This window comes from Apibacter sp. B3919 (assembly GCF_026537405.1).
Classification (GTDB): Bacteria; Bacteroidota; Bacteroidia; order Flavobacteriales; family Weeksellaceae; genus Apibacter.
This window is the reverse complement of sequence record NZ_JAFNMG010000002.1, coordinates 570,719-596,828: the sequence shown is the minus strand read 5'-3', so window position 1 is coordinate 596,828 and position 26,110 is coordinate 570,719. Positions and strand designations below refer to the sequence as shown.

Annotated in this window: 18 protein-coding genes; 7 read left to right on the top strand and 11 right to left on the bottom strand. The window is 32.2% G+C overall.

All coding sequences use genetic code 11. The features are described from left to right. Positions 1-68: 68 nt before the first annotated feature. From pckA to J3U20_RS05915, 5 genes are all read right to left on the bottom strand, one after another. Entirely contained in the window at positions 69-1,661 is a 1,593-nt protein-coding gene (pckA, locus tag J3U20_RS05935; protein WP_160542026.1) for a phosphoenolpyruvate carboxykinase (ATP), read from the bottom strand. A gap of 209 nt (positions 1,662-1,870) precedes the next feature. Beyond that, entirely contained in the window at positions 1,871-3,061 is a 1,191-nt protein-coding gene (locus J3U20_RS05930; RefSeq protein WP_160542025.1) for an ABC transporter permease, read from the bottom strand. Further along, entirely contained in the window at positions 3,054-4,220 is a 1,167-nt protein-coding gene (locus J3U20_RS05925; RefSeq protein ID WP_160542024.1) for an ABC transporter permease, read from the bottom strand. Before J3U20_RS05925 ends, J3U20_RS05930 begins: the two co-directional genes overlap by 8 nt. Then, entirely contained in the window at positions 4,220-5,212 is a 993-nt protein-coding gene (locus J3U20_RS05920) for an HlyD family secretion protein (RefSeq protein WP_160542023.1), read from the bottom strand. The genes J3U20_RS05925 and J3U20_RS05920 overlap by 1 nt, the downstream gene beginning before the upstream one ends. 9 nt (positions 5,213-5,221) lie before the next feature. Continuing rightward, entirely contained in the window at positions 5,222-6,595 is a 1,374-nt protein-coding gene (locus tag J3U20_RS05915) for a TolC family protein (protein WP_160542022.1), read from the bottom strand. A gap of 166 nt (positions 6,596-6,761) precedes the next feature. Between J3U20_RS05915 and J3U20_RS05910 the strand changes: the two genes are divergently transcribed. The 7 genes from J3U20_RS05910 (at position 6,762) to J3U20_RS05880 (ending at position 14,341) form a co-directional block, all read left to right on the top strand. Further along, the gene (locus J3U20_RS05910; protein ID WP_160542021.1) at positions 6,762-7,829 is read left to right on the top strand and encodes an NADH:flavin oxidoreductase/NADH oxidase; all 1,068 of its coding nucleotides are present in this window, start codon (positions 6,762-6,764) and stop codon (positions 7,827-7,829) included. A gap of 119 nt (positions 7,830-7,948) precedes the next feature. Further along, complete coding sequence (locus J3U20_RS05905; protein ID WP_105297941.1) at positions 7,949-8,311, top strand: DUF1573 domain-containing protein; 363 nt, start codon at positions 7,949-7,951, stop codon at positions 8,309-8,311. Between the two features lie 29 nt (positions 8,312-8,340). After that, positions 8,341-8,745 (top strand): DUF1573 domain-containing protein, encoded by a 405-nt coding sequence (locus J3U20_RS05900; protein ID WP_160542020.1) that lies wholly within the window; start codon positions 8,341-8,343, stop codon positions 8,743-8,745. Between the two features lie 158 nt (positions 8,746-8,903). Then, complete coding sequence (locus tag J3U20_RS05895; protein ID WP_160542019.1) at positions 8,904-9,944, top strand: hypothetical protein; 1,041 nt, start codon at positions 8,904-8,906, stop codon at positions 9,942-9,944. A gap of 16 nt (positions 9,945-9,960) precedes the next feature. After that, on the top strand, positions 9,961-11,469 hold the full coding sequence (gene purH, locus J3U20_RS05890; RefSeq protein WP_160542018.1) for a bifunctional phosphoribosylaminoimidazolecarboxamide formyltransferase/IMP cyclohydrolase: 1,509 nt from the start codon (positions 9,961-9,963) through the stop codon (positions 11,467-11,469). A 70-nt stretch (positions 11,470-11,539) separates the two neighbouring features. After that, positions 11,540-11,947, top strand: a complete 408-nt coding sequence (locus J3U20_RS05885; protein WP_160542017.1) for an HYC_CC_PP family protein — start codon at positions 11,540-11,542, stop codon at positions 11,945-11,947. 126 nt (positions 11,948-12,073) lie between these two features. Continuing rightward, complete coding sequence (locus J3U20_RS05880; protein WP_160542016.1) at positions 12,074-14,341, top strand: TonB-dependent receptor; 2,268 nt, start codon at positions 12,074-12,076, stop codon at positions 14,339-14,341. An 86-nt stretch (positions 14,342-14,427) separates the two neighbouring features. Here J3U20_RS05880 and J3U20_RS05875 read toward each other — a convergent pair whose 3' ends face one another. The 6 genes from J3U20_RS05875 to J3U20_RS05850 form a co-directional block, all read right to left on the bottom strand. Then, positions 14,428-14,703 carry an RNA recognition motif domain-containing protein gene (locus J3U20_RS05875; protein ID WP_105297947.1) on the bottom strand — a complete coding sequence of 92 codons (276 nt, stop codon included), beginning with the start codon at positions 14,701-14,703 and terminating at the stop codon, positions 14,428-14,430. 398 nt (positions 14,704-15,101) lie between these two features. Beyond that, entirely contained in the window at positions 15,102-15,485 is a 384-nt protein-coding gene (locus J3U20_RS05870; RefSeq protein ID WP_160542015.1) for a VanZ family protein, read from the bottom strand. Beyond that, positions 15,454-15,831 (bottom strand): glycine cleavage system protein GcvH, encoded by a 378-nt coding sequence (gene gcvH, locus J3U20_RS05865; protein ID WP_160542014.1) that lies wholly within the window; start codon positions 15,829-15,831, stop codon positions 15,454-15,456. The genes J3U20_RS05870 and gcvH overlap by 32 nt, the downstream gene beginning before the upstream one ends. A gap of 27 nt (positions 15,832-15,858) precedes the next feature. Continuing rightward, a complete protein-coding gene (sprA, locus tag J3U20_RS05860; RefSeq protein WP_267434695.1) occupies positions 15,859-22,947 on the bottom strand; it encodes a cell surface protein SprA in 7,089 nt (2,362 codons plus the stop codon). A gap of 9 nt (positions 22,948-22,956) precedes the next feature. Next, the gene (gene ruvA, locus J3U20_RS05855) at positions 22,957-23,538 is read right to left on the bottom strand and encodes a Holliday junction branch migration protein RuvA (RefSeq protein WP_160542012.1); all 582 of its coding nucleotides are present in this window, start codon (positions 23,536-23,538) and stop codon (positions 22,957-22,959) included. Positions 23,539-23,573: 35 nt separating this feature from the next. After that, positions 23,574-25,844 (bottom strand): NADP-dependent malic enzyme, encoded by a 2,271-nt coding sequence (locus J3U20_RS05850; RefSeq protein WP_160542011.1) that lies wholly within the window; start codon positions 25,842-25,844, stop codon positions 23,574-23,576. Positions 25,845-26,110 lie beyond the last annotated feature (266 nt).

The window sequence follows — 26,110 nt, the reverse complement described above, 5'->3', positions numbered from 1 at the left end:
TTTAATTCAAAAAAAATTCTCTGATTTTAACTAATCAGAGAATTTAATAATGTGATTATGTTTGTTATTTATAATTTCGGTCCTGCTGCTACTAATTTTTTACCTTCTTCAGTATCCGTATATTGCTTAAAGTTTGCAATATATTTAGCTGCTAAGTCTTTAGCTTTTGTTTCCCATTCTGATACATTAGAATAGGTAGTTCTTGGGTCTAATATATCGGATACGTTTGGCAATTTAGTAGGGAAAGTAAGATTTAAATATGGAATTTTGTTAGTAGCTGCTTTCTCAATAGATCCATCGATTATGGCATCTACTATTGCACGAGTATCTTTTAAAGATATACGTTTTCCAGTTCCGTTCCATCCGGTATTTACTAAATATGCTTTAGCTCCATGTTTTTTCATTTTAGAAACCAATGTTTTTGAATACATGGTTGGGTGTAACGAAAGGAATGCTTCACCAAAAGCCGGTGAGAAAGATGGTAGAGGTTCTGTAATTCCTCTTTCAGTTCCTGCTAATTTGGAAGTATACCCACATAGGAAGTGATATTGTGCTTGTTCTTCATCTAAAATGGAAACCGGAGGCAATACTCCAAAGGCATCTGCAGATAAATAAATTATTTTTTTAGCATGTCCTGCTTTAGATGGAAGAACAATCTTATTAATATAGTAAATAGGATAAGAAACACGGGTATTTTCTGTAATAGATTTATCTTTAAAATCTACTTCTCCATTTGATTTTACAACAACATTTTCTAATAAAGCATCTCGTCTGATAGCTCTCCAAATATCCGGTTCTTTTTCCTCGGAAAGGTCAATTACTTTTGCATAGCAACCTCCTTCATAGTTAAATACTCCGTTATCATCCCATCCGTGTTCATCATCACCGATTAGATAACGTTTCGGATCAGCAGATAGAGTAGTTTTTCCTGTACCTGATAAACCAAAGTAAATGGCTACATCTCCGGCTTCTCCAACGTTTGCTGAACAGTGCATAGAGGCCATTCCTTTTAAAGGTAAATAGTAATTCATCATGGAGAACATACCTTTTTTCATTTCTCCTCCATACCAAGTTCCTCCAATAATTTGAACTTTTTGGGTAAGATTAAACATAACAAAGTTTTCTGAATTCAACCCTTGTTCTTTCCAGTTTGGATTGGTAACCTTAGATCCGTTCATAATAAAGAAATCAGGCTCTCCATAGTGTTCAAGTTCGTATTGAGATGGACGTATAAACATATTGGTAACAAAATGTGCCTGCCATGCTACTTCCATAACAAATCTGACTTTCATTCTTGTATCTTTATTGGTTCCACAATAAGTATCAACCACGTACAATTTTTTATTAGAAAGTTGTTTAGCTACTAAACCTTTTAGATTATCGAAAGTTTGTGGAGTTGTTGGTACATTAATTTTACCATCCCACCATATAGTATTTTCGGTTACTGAATCTTTTACAATATATCGGTCTTTTGGCGAACGTCCGGTGAAAACTCCTGTTTTTACGGCTACGGCTCCTGAAGTAGTTAATTCTCCTTTTTCATACCCCTCATTTTTAGGATCCATTTCCGCTTGATATAGTTGTTCATAGGTTGGATTGTGAACAATTTCTTTAATACCTGAGATTCCATGTTTCTCTAGTGATTTTATTAAGTTTTCCATAATTTAAAATAAATTAATTTCTTTTTTTTTGTATATACAAATCTAACAATATAAATCTACATATTTTTTTCTCTTATATATGATATAACTCACTAGTCGAAAAAATGTAATTATTAAAAAATTAAAATTTATGGCAAATTATCAGAATATTAAAATAACAGATCCCTTCTTAATTTGAGTATTATGTTCTAAAGTGGCTTATTTTTATCTTATTTGCTTAAATTCACATAAGCTAATCTTTTTAATGTTAACGCAGCAATTACGAAATAAACCAGACACATGATCCACATTTGCAACCACAGTTCTTTTATTTCTATAAGTGAAGCTCCCGATTGGGTTATTTCTAAAAAGCCTTTTACGGCTAACGTTGTCGGAAATATATAGGATATTACTTTTATCCATTCAGGAAATGCCAGTGTAGGCCAAGATACCCCGCATAAAAATAATGAGGGAATGGAAAATATAGTGACGATCATAATGGCATCTTCTCGTTTTTTAAAAAAATTCATCAAAAATATTCCTAAAAATGTAACGGAGAAGATAAAGGGAATTAAAAATACAAATACCTCAAATGGATTACCCCGTTGTGGAAATTTAAAAAGTCCCATAACCAATCCTACTTGTATTACCATCAAGATCATTGATATTAACAAATAAGCACCTGATCTACCCAACAATACCGGAATAGTACCCAACGGCTTTTTAATAAAAGGGTATAATTTTGTATATGATTTTCGTTCTCTTTGTGTTCCTCCCAAAACTCCCATAGCAGAAATTTGCAGCGTTTGTATGGCAATTAAAAATACAACCGGCATAACAAAAGTTGCATATCCCGAATCTATGTTAAATAACGGAACAGATACCGTATCAATAGGTCTTCTTGAGGCAACTGCTTGTTTTTGAGGCGTTCCACCCGCCATCAATTTATTAACTTCAATTTGAGCACTATAAGTTCCTATAGAAGCGGTTACAGAAGTTAAAAACTGTTTGTAATAAAGCATGTATGATGCATCACAATATACAGAAATAGAAGGTACTTCCCCTCTTTGTATTTTTCTGGTAAAATCTTTAGGTAAAAGAATAATACCTTTAACCTTTCCTAAATTAAAAAGATTTTCAGCTTCTAATAAGCTGGTAGCAGAATGATCTATTTTTACCTGTTGAGATGAATTTAACATTCGTGTAATGGTATGAGTCATCTGTGACTGGTCCTGGTCTACAACAGCTATAGGTATTTTAGTAACTATTTCATTAGAATAAATATATGAATATAAAAAGCCAACTATTATGGGACTAATAAGATAGGATGATTTTACGGCTGCATCTGAAAATATAAGACGAATTTCTTTTACAAATGTTTTGCCTATTACCGATATATATTCTACTAGATCTTTAAACATAATATCCTCCTTTTTTTAATAATCTATTATAGCCGGGCATGGACGCAAATCCTATCAAACAAAATATCATAAAAGCTATTATATAACCGAAGTTAAGGCTACCTATCGCAATTCCTCTGACGGCATAATCAATAATAAACCGCAAATAAGAAGTAAATGGAAACGTATAACTCAAATATTGTATCACATCCGGTAATCCTTCCTTAGGAAAAGTATATCCGGTAAACGAAAATGCTATGGCTGAATAGGAACCGCCTAGGGTCAAGGCCGAACGCAAATCTTTATTAAAGCTGACGTAAAATAATCCAAATAACTGACAAACGATTACGAATACTATAAAATAAATATTCACAATAAGAAAATTACCTCTTAAAGGAATTCCTATTTTATAGTACAATAAACTATTCATAAAAAAACCGATTAAAGAAAACAAAAGGGTATACGGTAAAGTTTTGGCCCAAAATGAAACCCATACATTTCCTCTACTTTTTACATATAGTTCTCTACCTTTTCGGTCTTTCAGTACTGATCCTAACACATAGATTGATACTACCATCACTATTATTTGCAAGGCCATAGGCATTAAAGCAATAGTAAGATAATAGGAATAGTTTGTGTAAGGATTAAACAGTATATGTTGTTTTGAATTTATGGGAGATGTAGCTGCTAAAGCTTGTTTTTGAGTAAGTCCTTTTTGTGTTAAGCCACTGATGTGAGCTCCGGCAGCAAAAGATCCTACCGTTGATTGAAAGGCTTTATTAATCAATCCTCCGGCTAAGAGATAGTTATTATTGTAATAACAAGCTACCTGAGTATCGATGTTTCTATAAATATCATTTTCAAAATTTGCCGGAATAATTATTAAGGCAAAAGCCTTATCCGTTCGAATCATTTTTTCCCCATCTTGTTGATTCTCCACTTCAGCCACGATATCCATAGAAGATGTAGCATTGAGCATCCTTCCCAATTCTCTGGATGTATTCGATTTGTCTTGATCTAATAAAACAACGGGAAATTTTCGAGGTACTCCTTCCTGCAAAAGACTAGCATAATATAAAAACAATCCACAAGGCAAAATTACAGCCAAAAACATTAATCTTGGACTGGTTAAAAGCCTTTGAACCTCATTTAAAAATATGGAAAAAAAGCCTTTTTGCATTAATCTTTTTTCAATGATTTTTCATCAACTAATGCACTCATACCGGGTCTTAAGCCTTCCACTTTTTCCATGGGATACGCTTTAATCTCAAAGGTTTTCATATCAAAATCGCCTTGAGTTTTGGTAGCACTCCATGTAGCAAAGTCTCCTTGTGCTGCAATATATCGAACTTGTAATTTAATTTTTTTATTGTTTAACGCGGGAATTTGTGCTTCGAAAGTGGAACCTTTTTTAAAACTTGACATTAAATTCTCTTTGATGTTAAACACCACCCAAACATCATTTAAATCAACCAAATTTACAATTGGATATCCCGCACTCACAACCTCTCCTCTATTCGGAATTATTTTTAATACTTCGGCATTTGAAGGTGAAAGTACTTTAGCTTCTTTTTTATAAGCTAATACCTCTTCTATTGCTCCTTGTGCTTGGTTAACTTGTGCAGATGCTGCTTCTTTATCCTCACTTCTTGACCCATTTATTGCCATTTTATAATTTGCATAGGCTGCTTTCTCTAATTCTCTGGAAGCCTTACTTTGAGTGTACGCTTCATCTCTTTTTTGCGCAGATATTACTTTATCGTTATATAAATTCTGCATTCTTTCATAAGTCTTATCTGCCAGCTCTGCTGATGCTTTTGCTTGTTGCCATTGATTGTAAGCTCCTTGTATTTGTTCTGTTCGAGTTCCTTTTTTGGCTTTTTTATCTTGAGCTTCTGCTGCAGCTTTTGCAGATTCTGCTTGTACTAATTTAGCATCTAACTCCGGTGTACTTAAGACAGCCAACAAATCACCTTCTTTTACCATGTCTCCTTCCTTGATTAGTACCTGTTCGAGTCTTCCTGCAATTTTAGGTGATACATTAATTTGGGTAGCATCTACTTGACCTTGAATGGTTACTTGAGTCGGCTTATTCATAAACCATATAGAAAGGCCTATTATGGCTACAATTATTATGATACTTATGATGGAACTTATAAGTTTACTTTTCATATAAAATGATTATTGATTCGTATATTTTATAAAATCTTGACTTAATCCGCTATATTCTAATAAAGATGCTAAATCGACCACATAATTATAACTGGCTTGTATTTTTTGCAACTTTATACCCGATAAATTAACTTCAGCATCGACCACATCTGTTGAGGTTTGAACCCCTTCTGAAAATCCTTTTACTCTCACTCGAAGTAATTCTTCTGCTTGAACTATTTGAACATCTAAGTTTTGTATTTGTTCTTCTTGTTTTTGTATGTCTTGAAATATTTTTTCAATCAGAGTCCGAATGTCTTTTTTAGCTTTATCTTGAGAATATAATACACTTTCTTTGGTTGCTTTTGCTGATTTTATTTCATTTTTGTATTGCAGACCGTTAAAAATAGTATAGGTCATTCCCACTCCCAAAGACCAGGGTTTTCTATTTTTTTTCATACCTCCTATCGGGTTATTATGAATTAAAATTGAATTTCCTAAGGCTGATATGGTTGGATAATAGGTTGATTTTTTGGATTTAATTGATTGTTCGGTTAATTCAACTTGAAGTTGAAGCTTTTGTAATTCCGGATAATTTTCAACGGCGAAATCCTGGTAATAATCTAACGGATGTAAATAAGGAACAATAAAAAATGGAGTTGTTAATTCTTCATTAACTTGATCTATCCCTAAGGTATTTGCCAATGCTACCCTTGCCAATTCAGCATCTTTTTGAGCGGCAAGATATTGTCGATTAGCTTCTGATACGGCAACATCTGCTTGAAGTTTTTCAACAGGTGCTATCAACCCTTGTTGTTCCATTTTAGTTGCATTATACAAATGTTGATTCATTCCGTCCAACACTTGTTTTCTTACTAAAAGTGCATCTTCAGCTAGTTTAACTTGAAAATATCTTTCGGCTAATTCCGAAATCAGCTTATTTTTAGTACTTACTAACTCTTTATTTCCTATTTCTGCCTTTAATTTTGAAGCTTCAATTGCGGCATTAATTTTTCCTCCTGTGAACAATGGCCAAGTAAATTTAACTCCTCCTAAGGCTATATCTCTTTTGAGGAGATTTACATCCCAATTTCCTAATTCCTCAGGGTCAGAAATATTTAAAGCATCCGCAACTTCTGATCTGGCACCATTTAAATTGGTTCCAATTTTTTTATCTCGGTATATACCGGCTCCAAAAATGTCTAATTGAGGAAAACGTAATCCTTTGTAAGATTTTAAGTCAAATTGATAGGCTTCTTCTTGCTTCTCGGCTGCTTTAATCAGATTATTTTCTTTATACATAATAATCTGAGATTCTGAAAATGATAGTGATTGAGAACAGAGTCTTAAAGATATGCTAAAAGCTAACACTAATGTCAAGGAATTTCTGATATATCCTATCATACTTTTATAAATATTATAATTACAAAAATATAATATTTTTTAATATAATTTATTTTTAATTGGGGTATCCATTGTAAAGTTATTAACTTTGATTTGTATATATTTTAAAAACAACATCATAGTTATTATATATTATCTAAAAAAACAATAAAAACCTAAAAATAGTATGTCAAAATTATTTAAACCTTTACCTTTAGAAGGTAACACGCTAAAAAACAGGATCATAATGTCTCCCATGTGTCAATACTCTGCTCATGATGGTTTTGCCAATAATTGGCACTTAATACACTATGGAACCCGTGCGGTGGGAGGAGTTGCGGCAATTATTCAAGAGGCCACTGCCGTTTCCCCTCAAGGTAGAATTACCTATAAAGATTTGGGTATTTGGAAAGACGAACATATTCTTAAATTAAGTGAAATTGTACAATCAATTCACGATAATAACTGTTTAGCGGGTATCCAATTAGCTCATGCAGGACGAAAGGCCAGTACTCCTATTCCTTGGCTTCCTAATGAAAAACTGGATGAAGGATATAAGAAATGGGCTATAGTAGCGCCTTCTCCTGTTCCTTTCGACGGCAATTCACAAAAACCAAGAGAACTATCTATTGATGAAATAAATATCATTATCAATGATTTTAAAGAAGGAGCAGAAAGAGCTGTGAAAGCAGGTTATGATATTATTGAAATACACGCTGCTCATGGATATCTCATTCATGAATTTTTATCTCCTCTTAGTAATGTAAGGAAAGATGATTACGGAGGTAATTTTCAAAATAGAATTCGATTGTTGGTTAGAATTATAGAAGCAATTAAACAAATACTTCCTAAAAGAATTTCTCTATGGGTTAGAATTTCTGCTACCGATTGGATAGAAGGCGGTTGGAGTGTAGATGAATCTGTAGAATTGGCCGAAATAGTAAAAAATTTAGGTGTAGAGGTTTTAGATGTCTCATCCGGTGGTTTAACTCCCCATGCTAAAATACCCAATAAACCTAATTACCAAGTGCCTTTTGCCAATAAAATAAAAAATAATTCTGCCATAATAACCGGAACGGTTGGATTGATAACTCAAGCTGTTCAAGCAGAAGAAATACTCGAAAATAACGAAGCTGATTTAATTTTCCTGGGTAGAGAGCTGTTACGTAATCCATACTTTGCTTTAGAAGCCGCCCATATTTTAGAAAAAGACACCTTATGGCCCCTACCCTATGAAAGAGCTAAATTTAGATAAGACCTTCTGTTTATGATTTCAAAAAATTCATTTTTATTACCAATTATATTATTAGATGGTATTATTTTTGAAAATAAAATTAAGCTAAAGTGAATTTAAAATTTTATATCTTTACAAGTATGAAAAAAACTGCTATATTAGTTTTTCTCCTATTTTTAGGAAGTTTCATTTCCGCTCAATCTATAACATTCAGTCAAGATCAAATAGATTATGGAATAATTAAAAAAAATTCTGACGGTAATCAAATTTTCAAATTTACCAACACAGGTGACAAACCTTTGATTATTTCCAATGTTAAATCTTCATGTGATTGTTCTGTACCCTCATGGACCAGAACTCCTATTTTACCGGGTAAATCAGGTGAGATAAATGTTAAGTATAATACAAAGAATCTTGGTAAATTTTCCAAATCAATTGAGGTATTCAGTAATGATCCTAAAATTTCAAGAAAGCTTTTAAAAATTAAAGGGGAAGTTCAATAGTTAAAAAAATAGTTAAATATATATCAAACATGAAAAAGTTCGTTTTAAGTTCGGCATTCCTATTGGGAGCATTCATTTTCAGCAATGCTCAGGAAATTAAAATTACCAATTATGAAAATAATACGGTAGATTATGGGAATGTAAACAAAGGATCTAATGGCAAAAGAATTATAAAAATTCAAAATGTGGGAGATAAACCGTTAATTATTTCCAATATAAACACTTCTTGCGGATGTACGGTACCTCAATGGACTACAGAACCTATCGCTCCCGGAAAAAAAGGAGAAATTACGGTTACCTACAATACTTCTAATGTAGGAAGATTCAGCAGAACCATTACCATATCTTCTAATGATAAGAAAAAACCAAATTTACCGGTAAGAATAGAAGGTGTTGTTTTAGCTCCTGAAACCAATCCTGGCACCGATAAATAATTGTAATAATTTATAATACTTAAAGTAAGGACATTGCATAGTTCAGTGTCCTTTCTTTTTAAAATTAATAGTCTTTTTATACGTCTGTATATATGTTTTTTGTAGCTTTGTGTTTTCACACTAAATTCATTATTTACGTCTAATAACTTCTTATTTACATGAAAAAGATTGTTAATATTTTTCTTTTTTTAGTTTTTTTGATAATTGTTGCCGGATGCATAATGCCATCTTTTCTTCCCAAAAAAATAGAAATTATAGCTACTAAAGAATTTAACAATCCAATCAGTGAAGTCTTTGCGGAATTTAATGATCTTGAAAATTACGCTTCTTGGGGGTTATTAATTAATGAAGATTCTGTTAATACTCGGATAAATTACTTTGCCCCTTATAAAGGTACAGGAAGCAGTTTAACTTGGAATAATGCTAAGGACCATTCCATAGGTAAAGGAGAATATAAAATTTTAAAAAGCAAAGTAAACAACACCATAAAATCTCAAATAATTTTTGTTGAAAACGGTGTAGTTTGTATCGAGGATATAGATTTTCAATCAAATGGAGGAGTGACCGATGTAACCATCCACCTCACAACAGAAAATTTTACTTATTTTACTCGCATTTTTGCTTATTTATATTCTCATAAATTGGAAGAAAGCTTAATTAAAAGTCTTGATAAACTTTCTATACTATTACAGAATGGGCGATCCAATAAACAACTCCACGAAGGTGATGCTGAATATATTGATTTTAAAGGAATTCAAATGATAGCCATTAAAAATGAAACTTCCACAAATGCCGAGGAAGTTTATAAAGCTATGTATAAGTCTTTACATGAAATATCAAATTATTTGACAGATAGTTTAAAATATTCTTATAAAGATATTGAAAATCCTATTATTTATTACAGTACTTTTGACACATTGGCTAAAAGTACCATTTTTTATACAGGTTATCCCGTGGAATCTAATATAAACCCTCCTAATTCTGTTATGAGCTTGATAACTCTACCTGCCGGAAAAGCAATCACTACTCCTATAAATGAAAACGTTCATACCCTTTTTAAAACCCGTTACACTTTAGATAAATATGCTAAAGAAAATGGAGTTAAACTTAAAAATAGTTACTGGGAAGAATATCAGGATATCCCTCAATCTGTAGATGATGATGTAAAAGGAAAAGCCTTTTATTTAATTACCGAATAAATGTAAAATCATAGTAATGAAAAGAGCTTTAATAAGTGTTTCAGACAAAACCAATATAATTGATTTTTCAATTTTTTTACAATCTCAAGGGTATGAAATTATTTCAACCGGTGGAACTTATAAGCATCTTAAATCAAACGGCCTTAATGTCACCGAAGTTAGTGAATATACCGGTTTTCCTGAAATATTGGATGGAAGAGTTAAAACGTTACATCCTTCTATTCATGGGGGTATACTGGCTTCCAGAACAAAAGAAGAACATTTACAATCCATTCATGATCTTAATATAAAAACTATAGATCTGGTTATTGTGAACCTATATCCGTTTTTCGATAAATTAAATAAAGGATTATCAGAGCAGGAAATGATAGAATTTATTGATATAGGCGGACCTACTATGCTACGATCTGCAGCAAAAAATTTTCACTTTGTAACGGTTATATCTCAAATTGAAGATTATAGTTTAGTAATAGAAGAGTTAAAAAAAGATGGAAATACTTCTTTAGCTACACGAAAAAAATTGGCCGGTAAAGTGTTTAACCTGACATCTTCCTATGATGCAGCCATATCCGCATATCTTTTGCAGGATGATTATCCTAAGTATTTGAACACTTCTTTTGAAAAAGTTGAAAATCTAAGGTATGGAGAAAATCCCCATCAAAAAGCAGCATTTTATATAGATAAATCCAAAAACGGAGCTATGAAGGACTTTGAACAATTACAAGGCAAAGAACTTTCATTTAATAATTTCCGAGATATGGATATGGCATATAAAGTTGTTAATGAATTTTCAGAAATTTCCTGTTGTGCGGTAAAACATTCTACTCCCTGTGGAGTAGCACTGGGTAATACTATAGTTGAAGCTTATCAAAAAGCATTTGAATGTGATCCAATTTCAATTTTTGGGGGGATCATCGCTTTTAATCGAACAGTTGATGAGGAAACGGCTCGTTTGTTGATTACCGTTTTTTTGGAAATAGTTATTGCTCCATCATTTACGGGTGAAGCTTTACAAGTATTATCTTCTAAAAAAAGTTTGCGCGTTATAAAAGTAAACAACCCTGTATCGGATTCAGTTGAATTCGTTAAGGTCGATGGCGGTTTATTAGTTCAGGACGTGGATCATGCTTCAGCTACTGATTTTACTCAAGTAACAAATTCAGCTCCTGACAAAAAACAATTGGAAGATTTGATTTTTGCTCAAAAAATAGTTAAACATGCCAAATCCAATGCTATTGTGGTTGCTTCTGATTTCCAAGCCCTGGGTATTGGTTCGGGACAAACTAATAGAATATGGGCGGCTCAAGAAGCAATTGAACGCGCCAAAGAAAAAAGAACCGATCATTTGGTTTTGGCTTCTGATGCATTCTTTCCCTTTCGAGATGTAGTAGATACCGCCGCAAAGAATGGTATAACTGCTATTATTCAGCCCGGAGGTTCCATACGTGATAAAGAAAGCATTGAGGCTTGTAATGAATACAATATTCCTATGATATTTACGGGAATACGTCATTTTAAGCATTAGTATCATTGATTTTTATATCATGCAATTAATTTCAACCGGCCAATCCAAATAATTTTTTTATCTTTACTTGATGAAATTAATTCAGTCTATACTTTTGATTTGCTTAGTTTTATTTGCAAATCTTAATCTCTTCATATACCAAAATTGGTGTCACGGGGAAAATATTGGCTATACCATTAATTTCAAAAAATTTTCCAACGAATTAAAACATTCTGAGAAAAAGGATTATCCTTCTTTTGAAAGAGATTTTTGCTGTAAGGACGTTCTAATAAAATCGAACGAAAATAGTTTTTTTTCATTTGATTCCAATTTTCAACATTTAATTTTTACAGTTTTAGGAATTATTCCAAATGTAAATTGGAATCTATTTAATTGGGCATCTTCTCAACAAGAGGGTGTTGCACAACTTTATTGTAACCCTCCTCCCCCTGTTTATCAATTATATAAATTTTATTGTCGTTATACCTACTACGGATAATGTATATTTTTTCATAGTTCAGTTTATTCTATTTTATATAAGATAGGATAAGATGCATTATTGTATGTAATCCATGTTCAGTAATGCCGGTTTAAAAATCAATTTTTTATAACTAAATAACAAAAAATGAAAAAATATATAAGTATGTTTTTGCTCGTTTACGGTCTATTGGCTGTAGCCCAGCATAAAACATTAAAAGGTCGTATACTAACTACTTTGGAAAACGGAGAAAATATACCCGTTCGGGGAGCTGATGTAAATTGGAAAGAACACCCGATTATGAAAACTGTAACCGACAGCTTAGGCAATTTTGAGCTGATGTACCACGACGGTCTTTATACTATTGAAGCAGCAAAAGACGGCTTTATTTCTCAAGAAATTAAAATTGATGATGTTGATCATCCCCTAGATATTTTTTTAGAACCCAAACCTTCTTCTTCAGAGAAAGTATTGGATGAGGTTGTTGTCCGACAAAGAGCCAAGGCGGTAAGTATAAAAGCCAATTCTGCTGCTCTTACCTATACGATTAATAAAACGGAATTGTTGAAAGCCGCCTGTTGTAATTTGGCTGAAAGTTTTGAAACAAATCCTACTGTGGATATTTCTACAACCAATGCCGTAACGGGATCTAAACAAATTAAAATGTTAGGACTAGATCAAAAATATACTTCCTTAACCGTTGATAATATGCCGGAGGTAAGAGGATTGTCAACCGCCAGTGGAATAAATTTTATACCCGGAACATGGATAAACAGCATTCAACTTACTAAAGGAGGCAGCACTGTTACTAATGGCTACGAGGCTATAACCGGTCAAATAAATACTGAATTGATGAAGTATAAAGATAAAAATTTTACCACTATCAATTTTTTTGCAAATCAAAATGCTCGTTTGGAATTTAATGTTGTCAATGCATCTTCTATTTCCAATAATTGGAGTAATACCACATTAACTCATTTGAGCGGAAGGTTTGCTAAAGAAGATATGAATCATGACGGATATCTTGATAGTCCTCTTTCCAAACAACTAAATGTAATGGATATCATCCATTATGACGGTATTAAAAAAAACGGATGGGGTTCTCAAATAGGTATTCAGGCGCTTTATGATAAACAGATCGGAGGTCAAAAAAAATTTAGAGAATCAACTGACCGTTTGACTCAAAATCATTATGGACTAGGTATTGAAAATACACATTTTGAAATTTGGAATAAAACCGGATTTGTCTTTCTTACTAAACCTTATCAAAGCATAGGTTTACAAACTAAATTTATCCATCATACTATTGATAGTTATTTCGGTCAAAGAGTATATAATGGTAATGAAAATTCATTTTTCACCAATTTATTATTTGAGAGTATCATTGGTAACACAAATCACAAATATACCTTAGGTGCAAGTTATCTTCATGATGCTTTCAATGAGGATTTTGAAAATTCCAATTATAAAAGAACTGAAAATGTACCCGGGATTTTTGCCGAATATACCAATACTGCAATTAAAAATATAACTTTAGTATTGGGCGCCAGAACTGATTTTCATAATTTGGCGGGAAACCAGGTATTACCAAGAATTAATATTAAATATTCTTTCTTGCCTAAAACAACTCTTCGATTAGCTGCGGGAAAAGGTATGAGAACAGCCAATATATTTGCAGAAAATATGCAGTATTTTGCTTCGTCTCGTAAGGTATATATTCAATCAAACCATGGCGATATTTATGGTTTAAAACCTGAAATTGCATGGAACTATGGGGGGAGTTTAATCCAGGATTTTAAAATTGGAGCTATCAAGAATACATTTACTATTGATTTTTACCGAACGGATTTTAAAAAACAAGTTCTTATAGACTTGGATCGATCGTCTCAAGCGCTTTGGTTTTATAATTTAGATGGAAAATCTTTTTCAAATACTTTTCAGGCAGTATGGGATATTATTCCTATTTCCAATCTGGAATTACATTTTGCTTATAAATGGTATGATATTAAAGCCGATTATGTGGATGGCAGGCGACAAGTTCCCTTTACTTCTAAAAACAGAGGCTTATTTTCTATATCATATTCTACTCTAGAAACTGAAAACAAAAGTAAATGGGCATTGGACTTTACATTGCAATATATAGGAAAACAAAGACTTCCGGACACCTTTAAAAATCCGATAGAATATCAGCGAAAATCGTTTTCGCCTAATTATACTTTAATGAATGCTCAACTATCCAGATATTTTACAGATAAGTTTAGATCTTATCTAGGAGTGGAAAATTTGGGAGGCTATAAACAAAAAAATCCTATTATAAATCCGGAAAACCCTTTTGGTTCTTATTTCGATACATCTATAATTTATGCCCCTATTGTATCTTCAATGTTTTATTTGGGATTTGATTTTAAATTATAAAAATAATTTACATTGAACTGTAAATAAAAAACGACTGAATTCTATTCAGTCGTTTTTTATTTTACTTATTAATTAGTAACCCATAATTAATAACTTCTTCTAAAGTTATTTCTTGGTTTTTCATCTCTTGGTCTAGCTTCTGAGACATTAATAACTTTACCGTCAAATTCTTTTTGATTTAATTCCTGAATTGCCGTTTTAGCTTCTGCATCTGCCATTTCAACAAATCCAAAACCTCTGGATCTTCCGGTTTCACGATCTTGTATTATTTTTGCTGATTCAACTTCTCCGTACTCTGAAAATAAGTCATGTAAATCTTCGTTGGTCAACCTGTAATTCAGGTTTGAAATAAAAATGTTCATATAAAAATTTTAAAAAATTGGTAAAAAATTAATTGAGAAGAAATCAGACTAAAAACTAGCTATTCAAATTAAAAAGTAGAAGGAAGTATAATAACAATCTCAACGTGCTAATTTACACAATTTTATCAATAAACTCTAATTTTATTTTTTATTTTTTATAAGAATAAAAAAATGCTTTTTATACTTACTTTTTACACTTATCTTAAGTTTTAAAAGTATTTTATTATAAAATTTAAATGAAAGATATTTTTAATTTTATCTTATTTTATAGTAAAACAGCTATATGTAGAGAGCGGGTGTATTTTTAAATTTCTATAATTTCTATTGATTTATGAAATTTTAACTTCTATTACAATTATATTTTCGAATAATCATTTGATTTCAAATAAAAGAATTATTTATAATATTTCAATTATTTTTTTTGCCATATAATAACCAATTATACAACCTATGCAATCCGCCACCATATCAGAATATTCAAAGGTTCTTCCCAATTTCATATATTCTTGTAAAAATTCGATCAAAATCCCATAGAAAGTACAAGTTCCTATTATTAGCAATTGATCTTTTTTAGGAAATGAAATTTTAGCTAAAAAAGCTAATCCTAAAAATGTTAGAGTATGAAGTAATTTATCACTGAAATGAGGAAAATAGTTTAATAAATTTTTATTTCCTTGAGGGGCTCGTAACAATAACCATGTCAATATCCCAAAATATAAGAAAAGTATAATACGTACTTTTTTATACTGTTTAAGTATGCAGTTTTTTATAGTCTTCAGCATTCAATAGTTGATCTAGTAAAGTATTATTTTGTATTTGAACTTTTATAATCCAACCTTTTCCATAAGGATCGGTGTTTACTAAAGTCGGCAAATTTTCAAGCTCAAGATTCATTTCAAGCACTTTTCCATCAACAGGCATAAAAAGGTCTGATACGGTCTTTATAGCTTCCACAGTTCCAAAAATTTCATCCAACTTTAGTTGATTACCGAGACTATTTACATCTATATAAATAACATCTCCCAATTGTTGTTGTGCGTAATCAGTTATACCGATAAGTGCTGTGTTACCTTCAATTTTTATCCAAACATGTTTAGAACTATAAAGTAAATCCGATGGGGTCTTCATATGAATGTTTTATCTTTACATATATAATTAATTTCCAAAGGTAAATGTAGCACTTAATCCCGCTCTTATCGTTGAAAGTGGATATGCAGTTGAAACCTTATATTTAGTAATCATTTGCTCATAGAAAAATTTAAGATTAAAATTCTTAGTAAAGTTATAATCTGTTGAAAATTTCAATGAAACTAAGTTTTGTCCACCCGTTACTTGAGAATCCAACTCTACCAATCGTCTAATGGTAGTTTTGTTATCTCTAATAGAAACGTCTCCTCTAATATTTAAATCGCCCGTTATCGGTTTTGTAGCTCCTCGATAACGCAATTTTAACTTAACATCTTTTACAATATATCCCAGACCGAAAACTACTTCATTACCATAATCCTCTTGTAAGGTGTAATTTGTTAATCCTAAAGAATAGATTCTATCTTTATTGTAAGCTATCCTAATTTGGATATTATTTCTCATAGTGACATCTACTCCCGCAAGTGGACTGAACCCTTCAGACATGACTACTGTTCCGTAGGTGTAATAGTTGTATCTGTTCCCGTTTAAATCTCGTTCAGGTGCTGTTGAATCGTTTTGTGCCAAATAATAATCGGGATTGGTTTGTACCCCATTAACGGTATAGTTTGAAATATAACTATGATTAATTCTAAATTCTTTGAACCAATAATTAATAAATGGAATATTTTTTAATCCTCCATAGGTAATTTTCCAATTTGGAACCGGCATACTGCGTTTATAACCTAACTTTTGACTTCCTGCACTTCTTCCTGAAAATGCAGATACAAATGAAGGTAATAAAACTTCTGAATTGGTTAACCCATAACCATCAACATATCCGTCATTATTAGTATCGACTAAAGGTTGCCCTTGTTTTGCAGCCACTCTTTGTGATAAAATCATTGAATTGCTAATCATTTTATTATATACATAATCTCCTGATTTGAATGCAGTCGCAAAAGATATAACTGAAGAACTGAACATTGCAGATCGATTGACGAATGTATTAGCAATTTGTCCTGTTAATGGATCTATAGAATTAAACCCTGAATGAGATAATGTCTTTTGATGATTACGCATGATATTTAAATAAATTTGTAAATGGTTAATCGGTTCTAATTGCAGGGTAGCAGACAATTGCGAATTATTTGTTTTCACATATGGACTGGTCATATATTCATTTAACGAAACCCAGCCTTCTGTTACTGCTTTATTCCTTAAATCGAATTGAGAACCAAATAAAAACCCGAATGTAGGACCACTTGTTGATCCGGCATATCTACCTACTCCAAAAAAACTTGGTTCAGGCAAGAATCCCGGCAAAATTGTTCCTTTATTCTCGTTTACCTGAATTTGACCTCTTTTAAAACTACTTGCAATCATCCATAAATAATCTGTAGCCTTATACTTATTTTTAATAGTATACTTTTTAAAGGATTTAGGTTTTTTTAAGGCAAAATTTGTTTCGTAAGCCCTATTTAAAGAATCTATTTCTCTTTGTCTCTTACGTTTTTTTTCTTCAAATTTTTTATAGTTTGAGAAATAATTATAGAATTTACTGAAATCAACATTTCCTATGACTGTTATAGTTTGAGCATTTTGTGCGGTATTTCCCAAACTTCTTTTTCTTGGATCGGCATTTGTAGGATCGTATGAAGTTTGGAAATTAGAACCCGCTTGCCAATCGTATTGACCTGTATATCCTACTTCCATAGAAGTGAAATCTAAATAAGGAAGTAAATGTATAGGTACTCTATAATTTAATTGGAATCTTTGATTAAAATTGATAGGTCTTCCTGCAGTAAACAATCCATTCCAGATCATTCCGTCATCCGGTACTCCGTTTCCTATATCATCTAATATGGTTCTTGTTCCTGAAGAGAAATCTAATTTAAGCGAACGTGTTAGATTAAATCCTATATTGTATTGCCAACCGAACAAGAAATTATTGGCAAAAATAGGAGTATAACTGTTAGGATTATTATTGAGATAAGCATTGATATCTCTGTATTGGAATTCATTATAGGTTCTCGCAATATCAGCTTTAAAAGATAAACGAGAAGGAACCGGATTAAAGTTAACTTCTTTTAACCATTTTAAATATTTAGCAAATCGGCTGGTATCTTGCACCGCTCTCATTTTTTTAAATGGTTGATAATAAACACCTTTAGGCGAGAAGTTATAATCAATATAGGCTTGTAAATTTTGGTATATGTTATAAGTTGTATATATATCTCTAAAATAGTCAGTGGAATAAGAAAAAGAAGCCGATAAGTTTTCTACATCATAAAATCTAGGCGTTTTACCGGTGGTTCTGTCTTTTCTTAAATTCGAAATAGAAATATTTTTTTGTGAGGAATAGCTTCTCACCACTTTTTTAAGTTCATTTTTTCTTGGATCATTTTTTAACTTCACATCATTATCCAACGGATTATATTTTGGATCTATAAAAGTTTCAGACATACTAATGCTAACCGGTATTTTCATTCCCCATTTATCCGGAAGAACTCTATCTACATTTACGGCAGCACTTACCATATATTGTTTGGTTTCGTCTTGGCTTCTTTCACTCGGTTTACTATCGATTGCTCCAAAACCAACCGATTGATACGTTCCGGATGCGGATACTTGAGCAAAATCAGCCAAATTAAAATTAATACTTGCATTGGCTGCATATCCTCCTTCGTTATCAATATCAGATAAACGAAGTTCATCCAGCCATAAAACTACATGCTTGTCTATGCTGGAAGTATTTCTTACCCCCATCATTATTGAGTTAACATTTCCTATGGAAGGTCTACCTTTAACGTAGATGATTTTATCATCACTGCCGGTTACATAACTGCGATATCGAACAGTACTATTATATAAGTTATTCTTATCTTTTTCATTTTTTGCAGCTACTAAATCTTTTAATTTTAATTCAATCGTATTTTCAATCGGCCATATATCAACAGCAGACGTAGCAGTATTCGGTGTGTATTTTAATGGGAATTCGTATTCGTAGTAATTATCTGACAAATCACTACCGATACGGATGAAAAACTTAGCTTCTTTATCTACAATATTACTTGAGGCATCTTGCATATTTTCAGCGTGTACAAACATTTTTAATGTTTTGTAACGTCTCATGTCTAATGCAATATTTTTATAAATACCTCTAGGTTCTGAATTTTTTAAATCTTTTATTTCTAACTTTAATGAGGATTCATTTTGCATTTGAGTTCCGGTAGTATTACCTAAAATTTCTCTGCTTATTCCCGGAGGCAATACATACGGTGGACGCGATGTAGAATTTTCTTCTAAGTTTACAGCGCTGATGATGACATTTGATACAGGTAAAAGGGTTGCATTTCCTTCGTCTGTATCTTGTTTGCTTTCTCCACTAACTGAGGAGATATTTTTTTCGTATTTTCTCCAATCACTTCTAACTAAATCTAGAGTTGCAAAACGTAAAGTTGCAGTATTGGAAAATCCTTTCATTAACATACGTATATATCGTACGTTGTTTAAAATTTCAGCAGAACCCAATTCATATGCACTTACGGGAATTCGAACCAAATACCAAGTTGTATTTCCTTTTTTTCCGTTGGGTAGTGATACTTCAACCTCTTTTTTATCAACAACCAATGGATTTTGATTATTTCTTAAATCGGAATCTAGTAAAGAAAGACGATATTGTGTATAATTTTCTGTCTCATCTAAGTTAAAATCTTTATTCAAGTCTTCAGTATCCGGAGATGCTGAAGAGGCATCCATAGAGTTTGAAGGTGAGTTGCCTTCTAAATTCCTGTAGTATTTATATCTTCCTATAATTGAATTTTTTTCATTGGAAGAATCCCATGCGCCATGTAAATAAAATACGTAATCGTCTGCAGACGGGTCAATTTCACCCGTTATAGGATTTACATAATTGGCGTTACTACCTATATCGTATCCTTTATTTCTATAGTAATCTGCTTCTTCAAAACTTGTTAATCCGTCATATCCAACGTCTTGTTTTCTTCTGGCCTCTCCTTCTGTATCAAAAGCATATACTAACGGATAATTTTTAGGTTGTTTCCCAAGATTAGTGGTTGTCATTTGACTTATATCGTCACTGATACCATTTTCATATTGCATAAATCCGTCTTTTAATACATCTTCAGACACATTTCCTAACTGAAGAATTAATTCAGGCTTATTTCCTAATGGATTTGATCCGGGTGTTTTACTGTCAGCATACGGGTCCATCATCCAAAATTCAAGATATTCAATATTCGCTTCAGCGAAATTTGTTACCGATATGGGTCTCATTAAACCTCCCCATCGTTCTAATTCAGGGTCTTCATTACTTGTATTAAAATTATACGGTCCTCTTTCTTTGGGATAAAAAGATACATCAAACGTATTCATGTATATTTGTTCTCCGGCTATGTAATCTCTATCCGTGAATATTTCTTGATATTTAACTCTTCGTTGTAAGTGTAAGGATAATGCATTATTATCTATACCCGATGGTTGACCTCCACCAATTCCAAAAAATCTAGGGTCAATATTATACCAACTAATCAATGCCCTTCCATCGCCATTTCTTATATCATTCATATAAGTATTACCAAATCCACCTTTTTCGGGTTTACTTGCGATTCCCCAATAGCCGGGTTCTTTAAGACTTATTTTTGATGCAGTTGTTTCAAAATCATCAATGTAAGAGTTATCATTGATTGTTTTATTTTCACCCGGTAATAAAGCTGCTCCTTCTACTTTAAAACTTACATTGGATTCTGCTTCCGTTTTAATTCCCGGAATCCAGTTGGTAAGCTTTGTTAAAAAAGGAAATTCTTTATTCAGCATCATGTTAAATCCGATCATTGAATTATTAACCGGTTCAGAGCCAAATTGTACTTTTTGCGTTAACGGTCTTTCTTTATAATTAAGAAAGGTGGCTCCCACTATAAATTCATCACTGAATTTATGTTCTACATTTAATCCCATGAACCTTTTTTTCTGCATATTGAATGCAAATTGATTCTCCAGGCTTATATTGATCGGAACTCCTGAATTTTTGTAGGTTTCATTAATAATGGTTACCATTCCCATTTGATAGTCTACTACATAATCAATTCCTTCATTTAATGTTTGACCGTTTGCCGTAACTTTAACTGACCCTCTCGGAACGTTAAATGCTCCCAGGGATATGCCGTTACCTATACTTCCTTTGAATCTACCTTCAATGGTGTATCGATTGGCTAGAGGATCTGATGTGACTATATTACCTCCTTTTAGATTTTTGTATAAATTTTCAAATATAAATTTTTCGTCTACTGATTTACTTTTTAAGAATTCCCCGAATGGTTCTACTTTAGTAAATATCAATTTACCTTTCTCTGAGTTTATGGTAATTCCTTCTACAAAGTCAAATATACCATCTCCTTTACCACTACTGGTAGCATCGTTATTTTGATTTAACCTGTCCCAATTTAATAATTGCAATAACTGTAAATTTCTTACATTGGGATCCGGTAAATAATTGATTTTTCCTTGAGAGGCGTCTTGGTACATAACATTAACCATAAAACCATCAGTAGAAATTTGAGATGCATCCATTGAATAGATGTTTTTCATCATCAAATCCCACATAGGTGATTCGGGAGAAACGATTTGATTAGGTTTTAGTAATTTTAAGATCAATACTCCGGTCACTTCATTGGAAAATTCCCCAACTTTATATATTTTGCCCGGATTTTTAGAATCTGTATATTGAAATGCTACCGCTAAAAGTTGATCATTATTTAGTTTTTGATTTAATGATATATATCCTAATTGTGGATTATAAGTATATTCTGATTCAGAAAGTTTTTTTACTCTTTTATGAACAACAAATTCTTTTCCACTTTCATAATTCTTCATAGTTGCTGAAGAACTTGAGGTGGGTACAACCGGTAAAGAAACACCATTCACGCTATTGTATGCTGTGGAAGCGTCCCTGATTCCCGATAGATTTGAAATGGTACTATATAAATTTAAATTTGAATTATCGGGAAGTTGTCCTGTGGTACTTTCTCCTAAGTCTCTTAATGCTATAACGGGATGCTGCTCTTGAAGGTTTGAGTTTCCTAAATCGATCCTCCACACTTCCATCTTAGTGATATTAATGGTTGAACCTATTACCGGATAATTCTCCAGAGCTTTATCGTAATTATTTCTGAAATAGTGCGTTAAGAAATAATGTTGATTTTCATCGTAATCAATTGCTTTAATTTTAAATGTATTGATTACTCCTCCTCCTTGAACTGTTATATTTCGTGCTTCGGATTGTTGTTCTGAAAATACGGTAGTCAAAAATGTTCTCCCGAATTGAAATTCCCCTTTGATTCCAAAAAGTGATTCAGCACCTGTAATTAAACTGGTGCTAAGGGGCATATTTACATTACCAAATTCGATTTTCTTAATTATATTATCCTCTCCACCGCTTGTCCCATTGGGTAAATTCGCCCCACTTCCCGAGCCCGGAATCCATGCTAAATTTAATTTATTTTCGAAGTTGAAACCTGCCTGAGTATCATAGTTTACCCCTAAATGTACATTATTACCAACATTTCCTATAAGACTCATTTGTATTCTTTGCCTTAAATCGATGGTAAAGTTCTTTCTGTTTTGTGGTAAAATTTGCGGATTGTCTATTTTTTGATGCAATATTCCTAAATCAAAGGATGCAAATCCTGAAGGTTTTAGTTCAATTTTATTACCTCCGAATATTTGCTCAAATAATTTGGATTTAACCGTAATTCCCGGAATAAAGCCTTTTTTTTCTACTTCTCTTCCTTCTTTTTTCGCTCTTCCTATTTCATCTTGTAAACGTGAACGTTCTTTGTAATATTCATCAAACTTTTGTTGCATTACATATTTAGTATAGTCTTCAGCTGTCATAGTTATCGGAGTACCGACAACTACACCTCCCAGCTTGGGATATAATATGTAATTTCCACTTTTATAATCATAATACGCCTCATATTTTACAGGGTCATCCAATTGCAAAACTTGTTCATCATCATTTTCCTGAGCAAATAAAACACTACCACTTAAACAAAATATGGTTGCCAATAGCAAATAGTCACGAATATACCTTAACACTTTCAACGTTTATAGTTTTTTTAAAGTATCCTTGATAAGCTCTTCTACTTCGATATCCGGATTATCCTTTAAAATTTTATCAATTATTTTTTCGGTAATTTTTTTAGAAATACCTAACACCTCCAATGCACTTAACGCTTCAGATTTGTTTTTATTGCCTAAATTATAATCTAATATTTCAGACGTTTCAAATATAGAAATTTTATCCCGCAAATCAACTATTATTCTTTGAGCGGTTTTAGCTCCTATTCCTTTAATTTTTTGAAGTGCCAGGTTGTTGCCGCCGGAAATAGCCGAGGTTATTTCCGATACAGACATTGAGGACAACATCATAATGGAGGAAGCCGGACCTACTCCATTAACACTTATTAAAAGATTAAATAAGGATCGCTCGGTTTTTGTTGAAAAGCCATATAAAGAATGGGAATCTTCCCGTATAATTTCTTGAATATATACTAGGGCTTTTTTTTCGTTTTGAATGGCTTTATAGGTTTGTAAACTTATAGTGGCAAAATACCCCACTCCATTGCAGTCTATAACTACACTGGAAGGGGATATTTCAAAAATAATTCCTGACAAATGGGTTATCATTTTTGTTTATTTTACGGAAATACTAATTATTTTCTTTATTGAGCAGCAAGGGCAGCAAGGGTTGCTAAATTTACTATATCTTCTACCTTAGAATTTTCTGTAATTATTTGAATAGATTTATCTAATCCTAATAGAACCGGACCAATAGATTTTATAGACCCAATACCTTTTGCTAAACTCGCACTTAAATTAGCCGAAGTTATGTCAGGAAATATTAAAACATTTGCCGATTTACCACCTAATTTACTAAAAGGAAATTTACTGATTAATTGATCATTTAATGCATATTCGGGCTGAATTTCTCCGTCAATCAGCAAATCAGGATTTGTTTGGTTAAGTTTCCAAACCACTGCATCAACACTTTTAGATGCTACTGAATTTCCAGCAAAATTTTCATTAGATACCATAGCTATTCTAGGTTCAATACCCATTTTCTTTACGAAATCGGCTGTAATTTGAACTATTAAATCTAAGTTATTACTGCAAGGATTGCTGCTTAATGAAGTGTCCGAAATAAATATCGGTCCATTTTTAGAAAGAAGAACCATGGCAGATGCTACTTTTATATTTGATAATTCAGAATAATCTACAACTTTTATAATTTGATTTAAAGCTTCCGTATAATCTTTAGTAAATCCGGTTAAAAATGAATCTGCTTCTCCCATTTCAACAGCAATGGCTCCTAAATATTCGCTGTTATTTAATAATTGAGCGGCTTGTTGTTGAGAGGTTATTCCTTTTCCATTTTTTTGTTTTAGATCATAAAGATACTCTACATATTTGTCAAATTTATGAGTAGACGAAACCGTATCTATATCCAATATTTCTGCCTCAATTTCTAAATTATAGTATTGCTTTGTTTTTTCTATGAGATCTTTTTTACCTAACAAAATTGGTTGAGCGATCTTTTCCTCAGCAATGATTTGCGCAGCTTTTAATACATTGTATTCTTCAGCATTGTCGAAAATTATTCTTTTTGGATTACTTTTAGCCTTTGACTTAAATTGTCTTATAATTTTTTCATCGTTACTCCCCATTCGATCTAATAATTCTTCCTCATACGCATTCCAATCAGTAATAATGTGTTGTGCTACCCCACTATCAATTGCAGCTTTAGCCACTGCCATCGAAACTTTAGTTATTAATCGCTTATCAAATGGCTTAGGGATGATATAATCTCTTCCAAACTTCATATTTTTAACATTGTAGGCTTGTATCACCTGCTCAGGAACGTTTTGTTTAGCCAAATCAGCTAAGGCTTTTACTGCAGCTAATTGCATTTCTTGATTTATGTCAGTTGCTCTAACATCTAATGCTCCTCTGAAAATATATGGGAAACCTAAAACATTGTTTACCTGATTAGGATAATCACTTCTACCGGTAGCCATAATAACATCTTTTCTAGTTTCAACCGCCAAATTATAATCAATTTCGGGAGTTGGATTAGCCATGGCAAAAACAATCGGATTTTCATTCATAGACAAAAGCATTTCAGGAGAAACCAAGTTTCCTTTAGATAATCCAATAAATACATCGCTGTTTTTCATAGCATCTTCCAAAGTTCTATCCGGAGTATCTACAGCAAACTCAAGCTTTTCTTCATTCAATCCGGTTCGTCCTTTATATATCACCCCTTTACTGTCGCACATTAATATATTTTGTGGGCTGGCTCCTAATGCTTTATATAATCGGGTACAAGAAATGGCCGCTGCACCCGCGCCACTGACTACAATTTTTACCTCTGCTATATTTTTTTTGGAAATTTCCAATGCATTTAATAAGGCAGCGGCTGATATAATTGCTGTTCCATGCTGATCATCATGCATTACCGGAATGTTTAATTCCGCTTTTAATCGTTTTTCGATTTCAAAAGCTTCAGGAGCTTTTATATCTTCTAAATTAATACCTCCAAAGGTTGGAGCTAACGATTTAACTATTTCAATAAATTTTTCCGGATCTTTTTCATTTATTTCAATATCAAAAACATTGATTCCGGCAAAAATTTTAAATAATAAACCTTTACCTTCCATAACCGGTTTAGAGGCATCTGCACCAATATCTCCCAATCCTAACACGGCGGTTCCGTTGGAAATTACTGCTACCAAATTTCCTTTTGAGGTGTATTTGTAACTATCTGCACTATTTTTTTGTATTTCTAAACAGGGTTCCGCCACTCCCGGAGAATAGGCTAATGATAAATCTGTTTGAGTTGAATGTGGTTTGGTAGGTATAACTTCTATTTTACCTTCTGGTTTGGAACTATGATATTCTAAAGCAGCTTCTCTTAAATTTTTTTCTCGTGACATTGTTTTAATAATATTTTGACATACAAAAGTAAATATTTTTATTTTATAACATAGATACTATTTTTCACCTAGAATTTATATGATAAAAATATATAGGGTTAATAATTTATTAACTTATAGACAATCACTTAATTAGTATATTTTTAAATTAAATGTTACATATCCATAAATTTATATTTTTTTAAAATATATAATCCTATTAATTATATCTTAATAATATAGTTACTTAGCTTTTCCAATGGTTTTTATATTTTATTTTTCAGATA

Bases quoted from the DNA above. Each gene is read 5' to 3' on its own strand.
- J3U20_RS05870 (WP_160542015.1), bottom strand. From the start codon at position 15,485: ATGCTGAAGACTATAAAAAACTGCATACTTAAACAGTATAAAAAAGTA.
- J3U20_RS05895 (WP_160542019.1), top strand. From the start codon at position 8,904: ATGAAAAAGATTGTTAATATTTTTCTTTTTTTAGTTTTTTTGATAATT.
- J3U20_RS05850 (WP_160542011.1), bottom strand. From the start codon at position 25,844: ATGTCACGAGAAAAAAATTTAAGAGAAGCTGCTTTAGAATATCATAGT.
- J3U20_RS05925 (WP_160542024.1), bottom strand. From the start codon at position 4,220: ATGCAAAAAGGCTTTTTTTCCATATTTTTAAATGAGGTTCAAAGGCTT.
- J3U20_RS05915 (WP_160542022.1), bottom strand. From the start codon at position 6,595: ATGATAGGATATATCAGAAATTCCTTGACATTAGTGTTAGCTTTTAGC.
- gcvH (WP_160542014.1), bottom strand. From the start codon at position 15,831: ATGAAGACCCCATCGGATTTACTTTATAGTTCTAAACATGTTTGGATA.
- ruvA (WP_160542012.1), bottom strand. From the start codon at position 23,538: ATGATAACCCATTTGTCAGGAATTATTTTTGAAATATCCCCTTCCAGT.
- J3U20_RS05920 (WP_160542023.1), bottom strand. From the start codon at position 5,212: ATGAAAAGTAAACTTATAAGTTCCATCATAAGTATCATAATAATTGTA.
- J3U20_RS05885 (WP_160542017.1), top strand. From the start codon at position 11,540: ATGAAATTAATTCAGTCTATACTTTTGATTTGCTTAGTTTTATTTGCA.
- J3U20_RS05930 (WP_160542025.1), bottom strand. From the start codon at position 3,061: ATGTTTAAAGATCTAGTAGAATATATATCGGTAATAGGCAAAACATTT.
- J3U20_RS05910 (WP_160542021.1), top strand. From the start codon at position 6,762: ATGTCAAAATTATTTAAACCTTTACCTTTAGAAGGTAACACGCTAAAA.
- J3U20_RS05875 (WP_105297947.1), bottom strand. From the start codon at position 14,703: ATGAACATTTTTATTTCAAACCTGAATTACAGGTTGACCAACGAAGAT.
- pckA (WP_160542026.1), bottom strand. From the start codon at position 1,661: ATGGAAAACTTAATAAAATCACTAGAGAAACATGGAATCTCAGGTATT.
- J3U20_RS05905 (WP_105297941.1), top strand. From the start codon at position 7,949: ATGAAAAAAACTGCTATATTAGTTTTTCTCCTATTTTTAGGAAGTTTC.
- J3U20_RS05880 (WP_160542016.1), top strand. From the start codon at position 12,074: ATGAAAAAATATATAAGTATGTTTTTGCTCGTTTACGGTCTATTGGCT.
- purH (WP_160542018.1), top strand. From the start codon at position 9,961: ATGAAAAGAGCTTTAATAAGTGTTTCAGACAAAACCAATATAATTGAT.
- J3U20_RS05900 (WP_160542020.1), top strand. From the start codon at position 8,341: ATGAAAAAGTTCGTTTTAAGTTCGGCATTCCTATTGGGAGCATTCATT.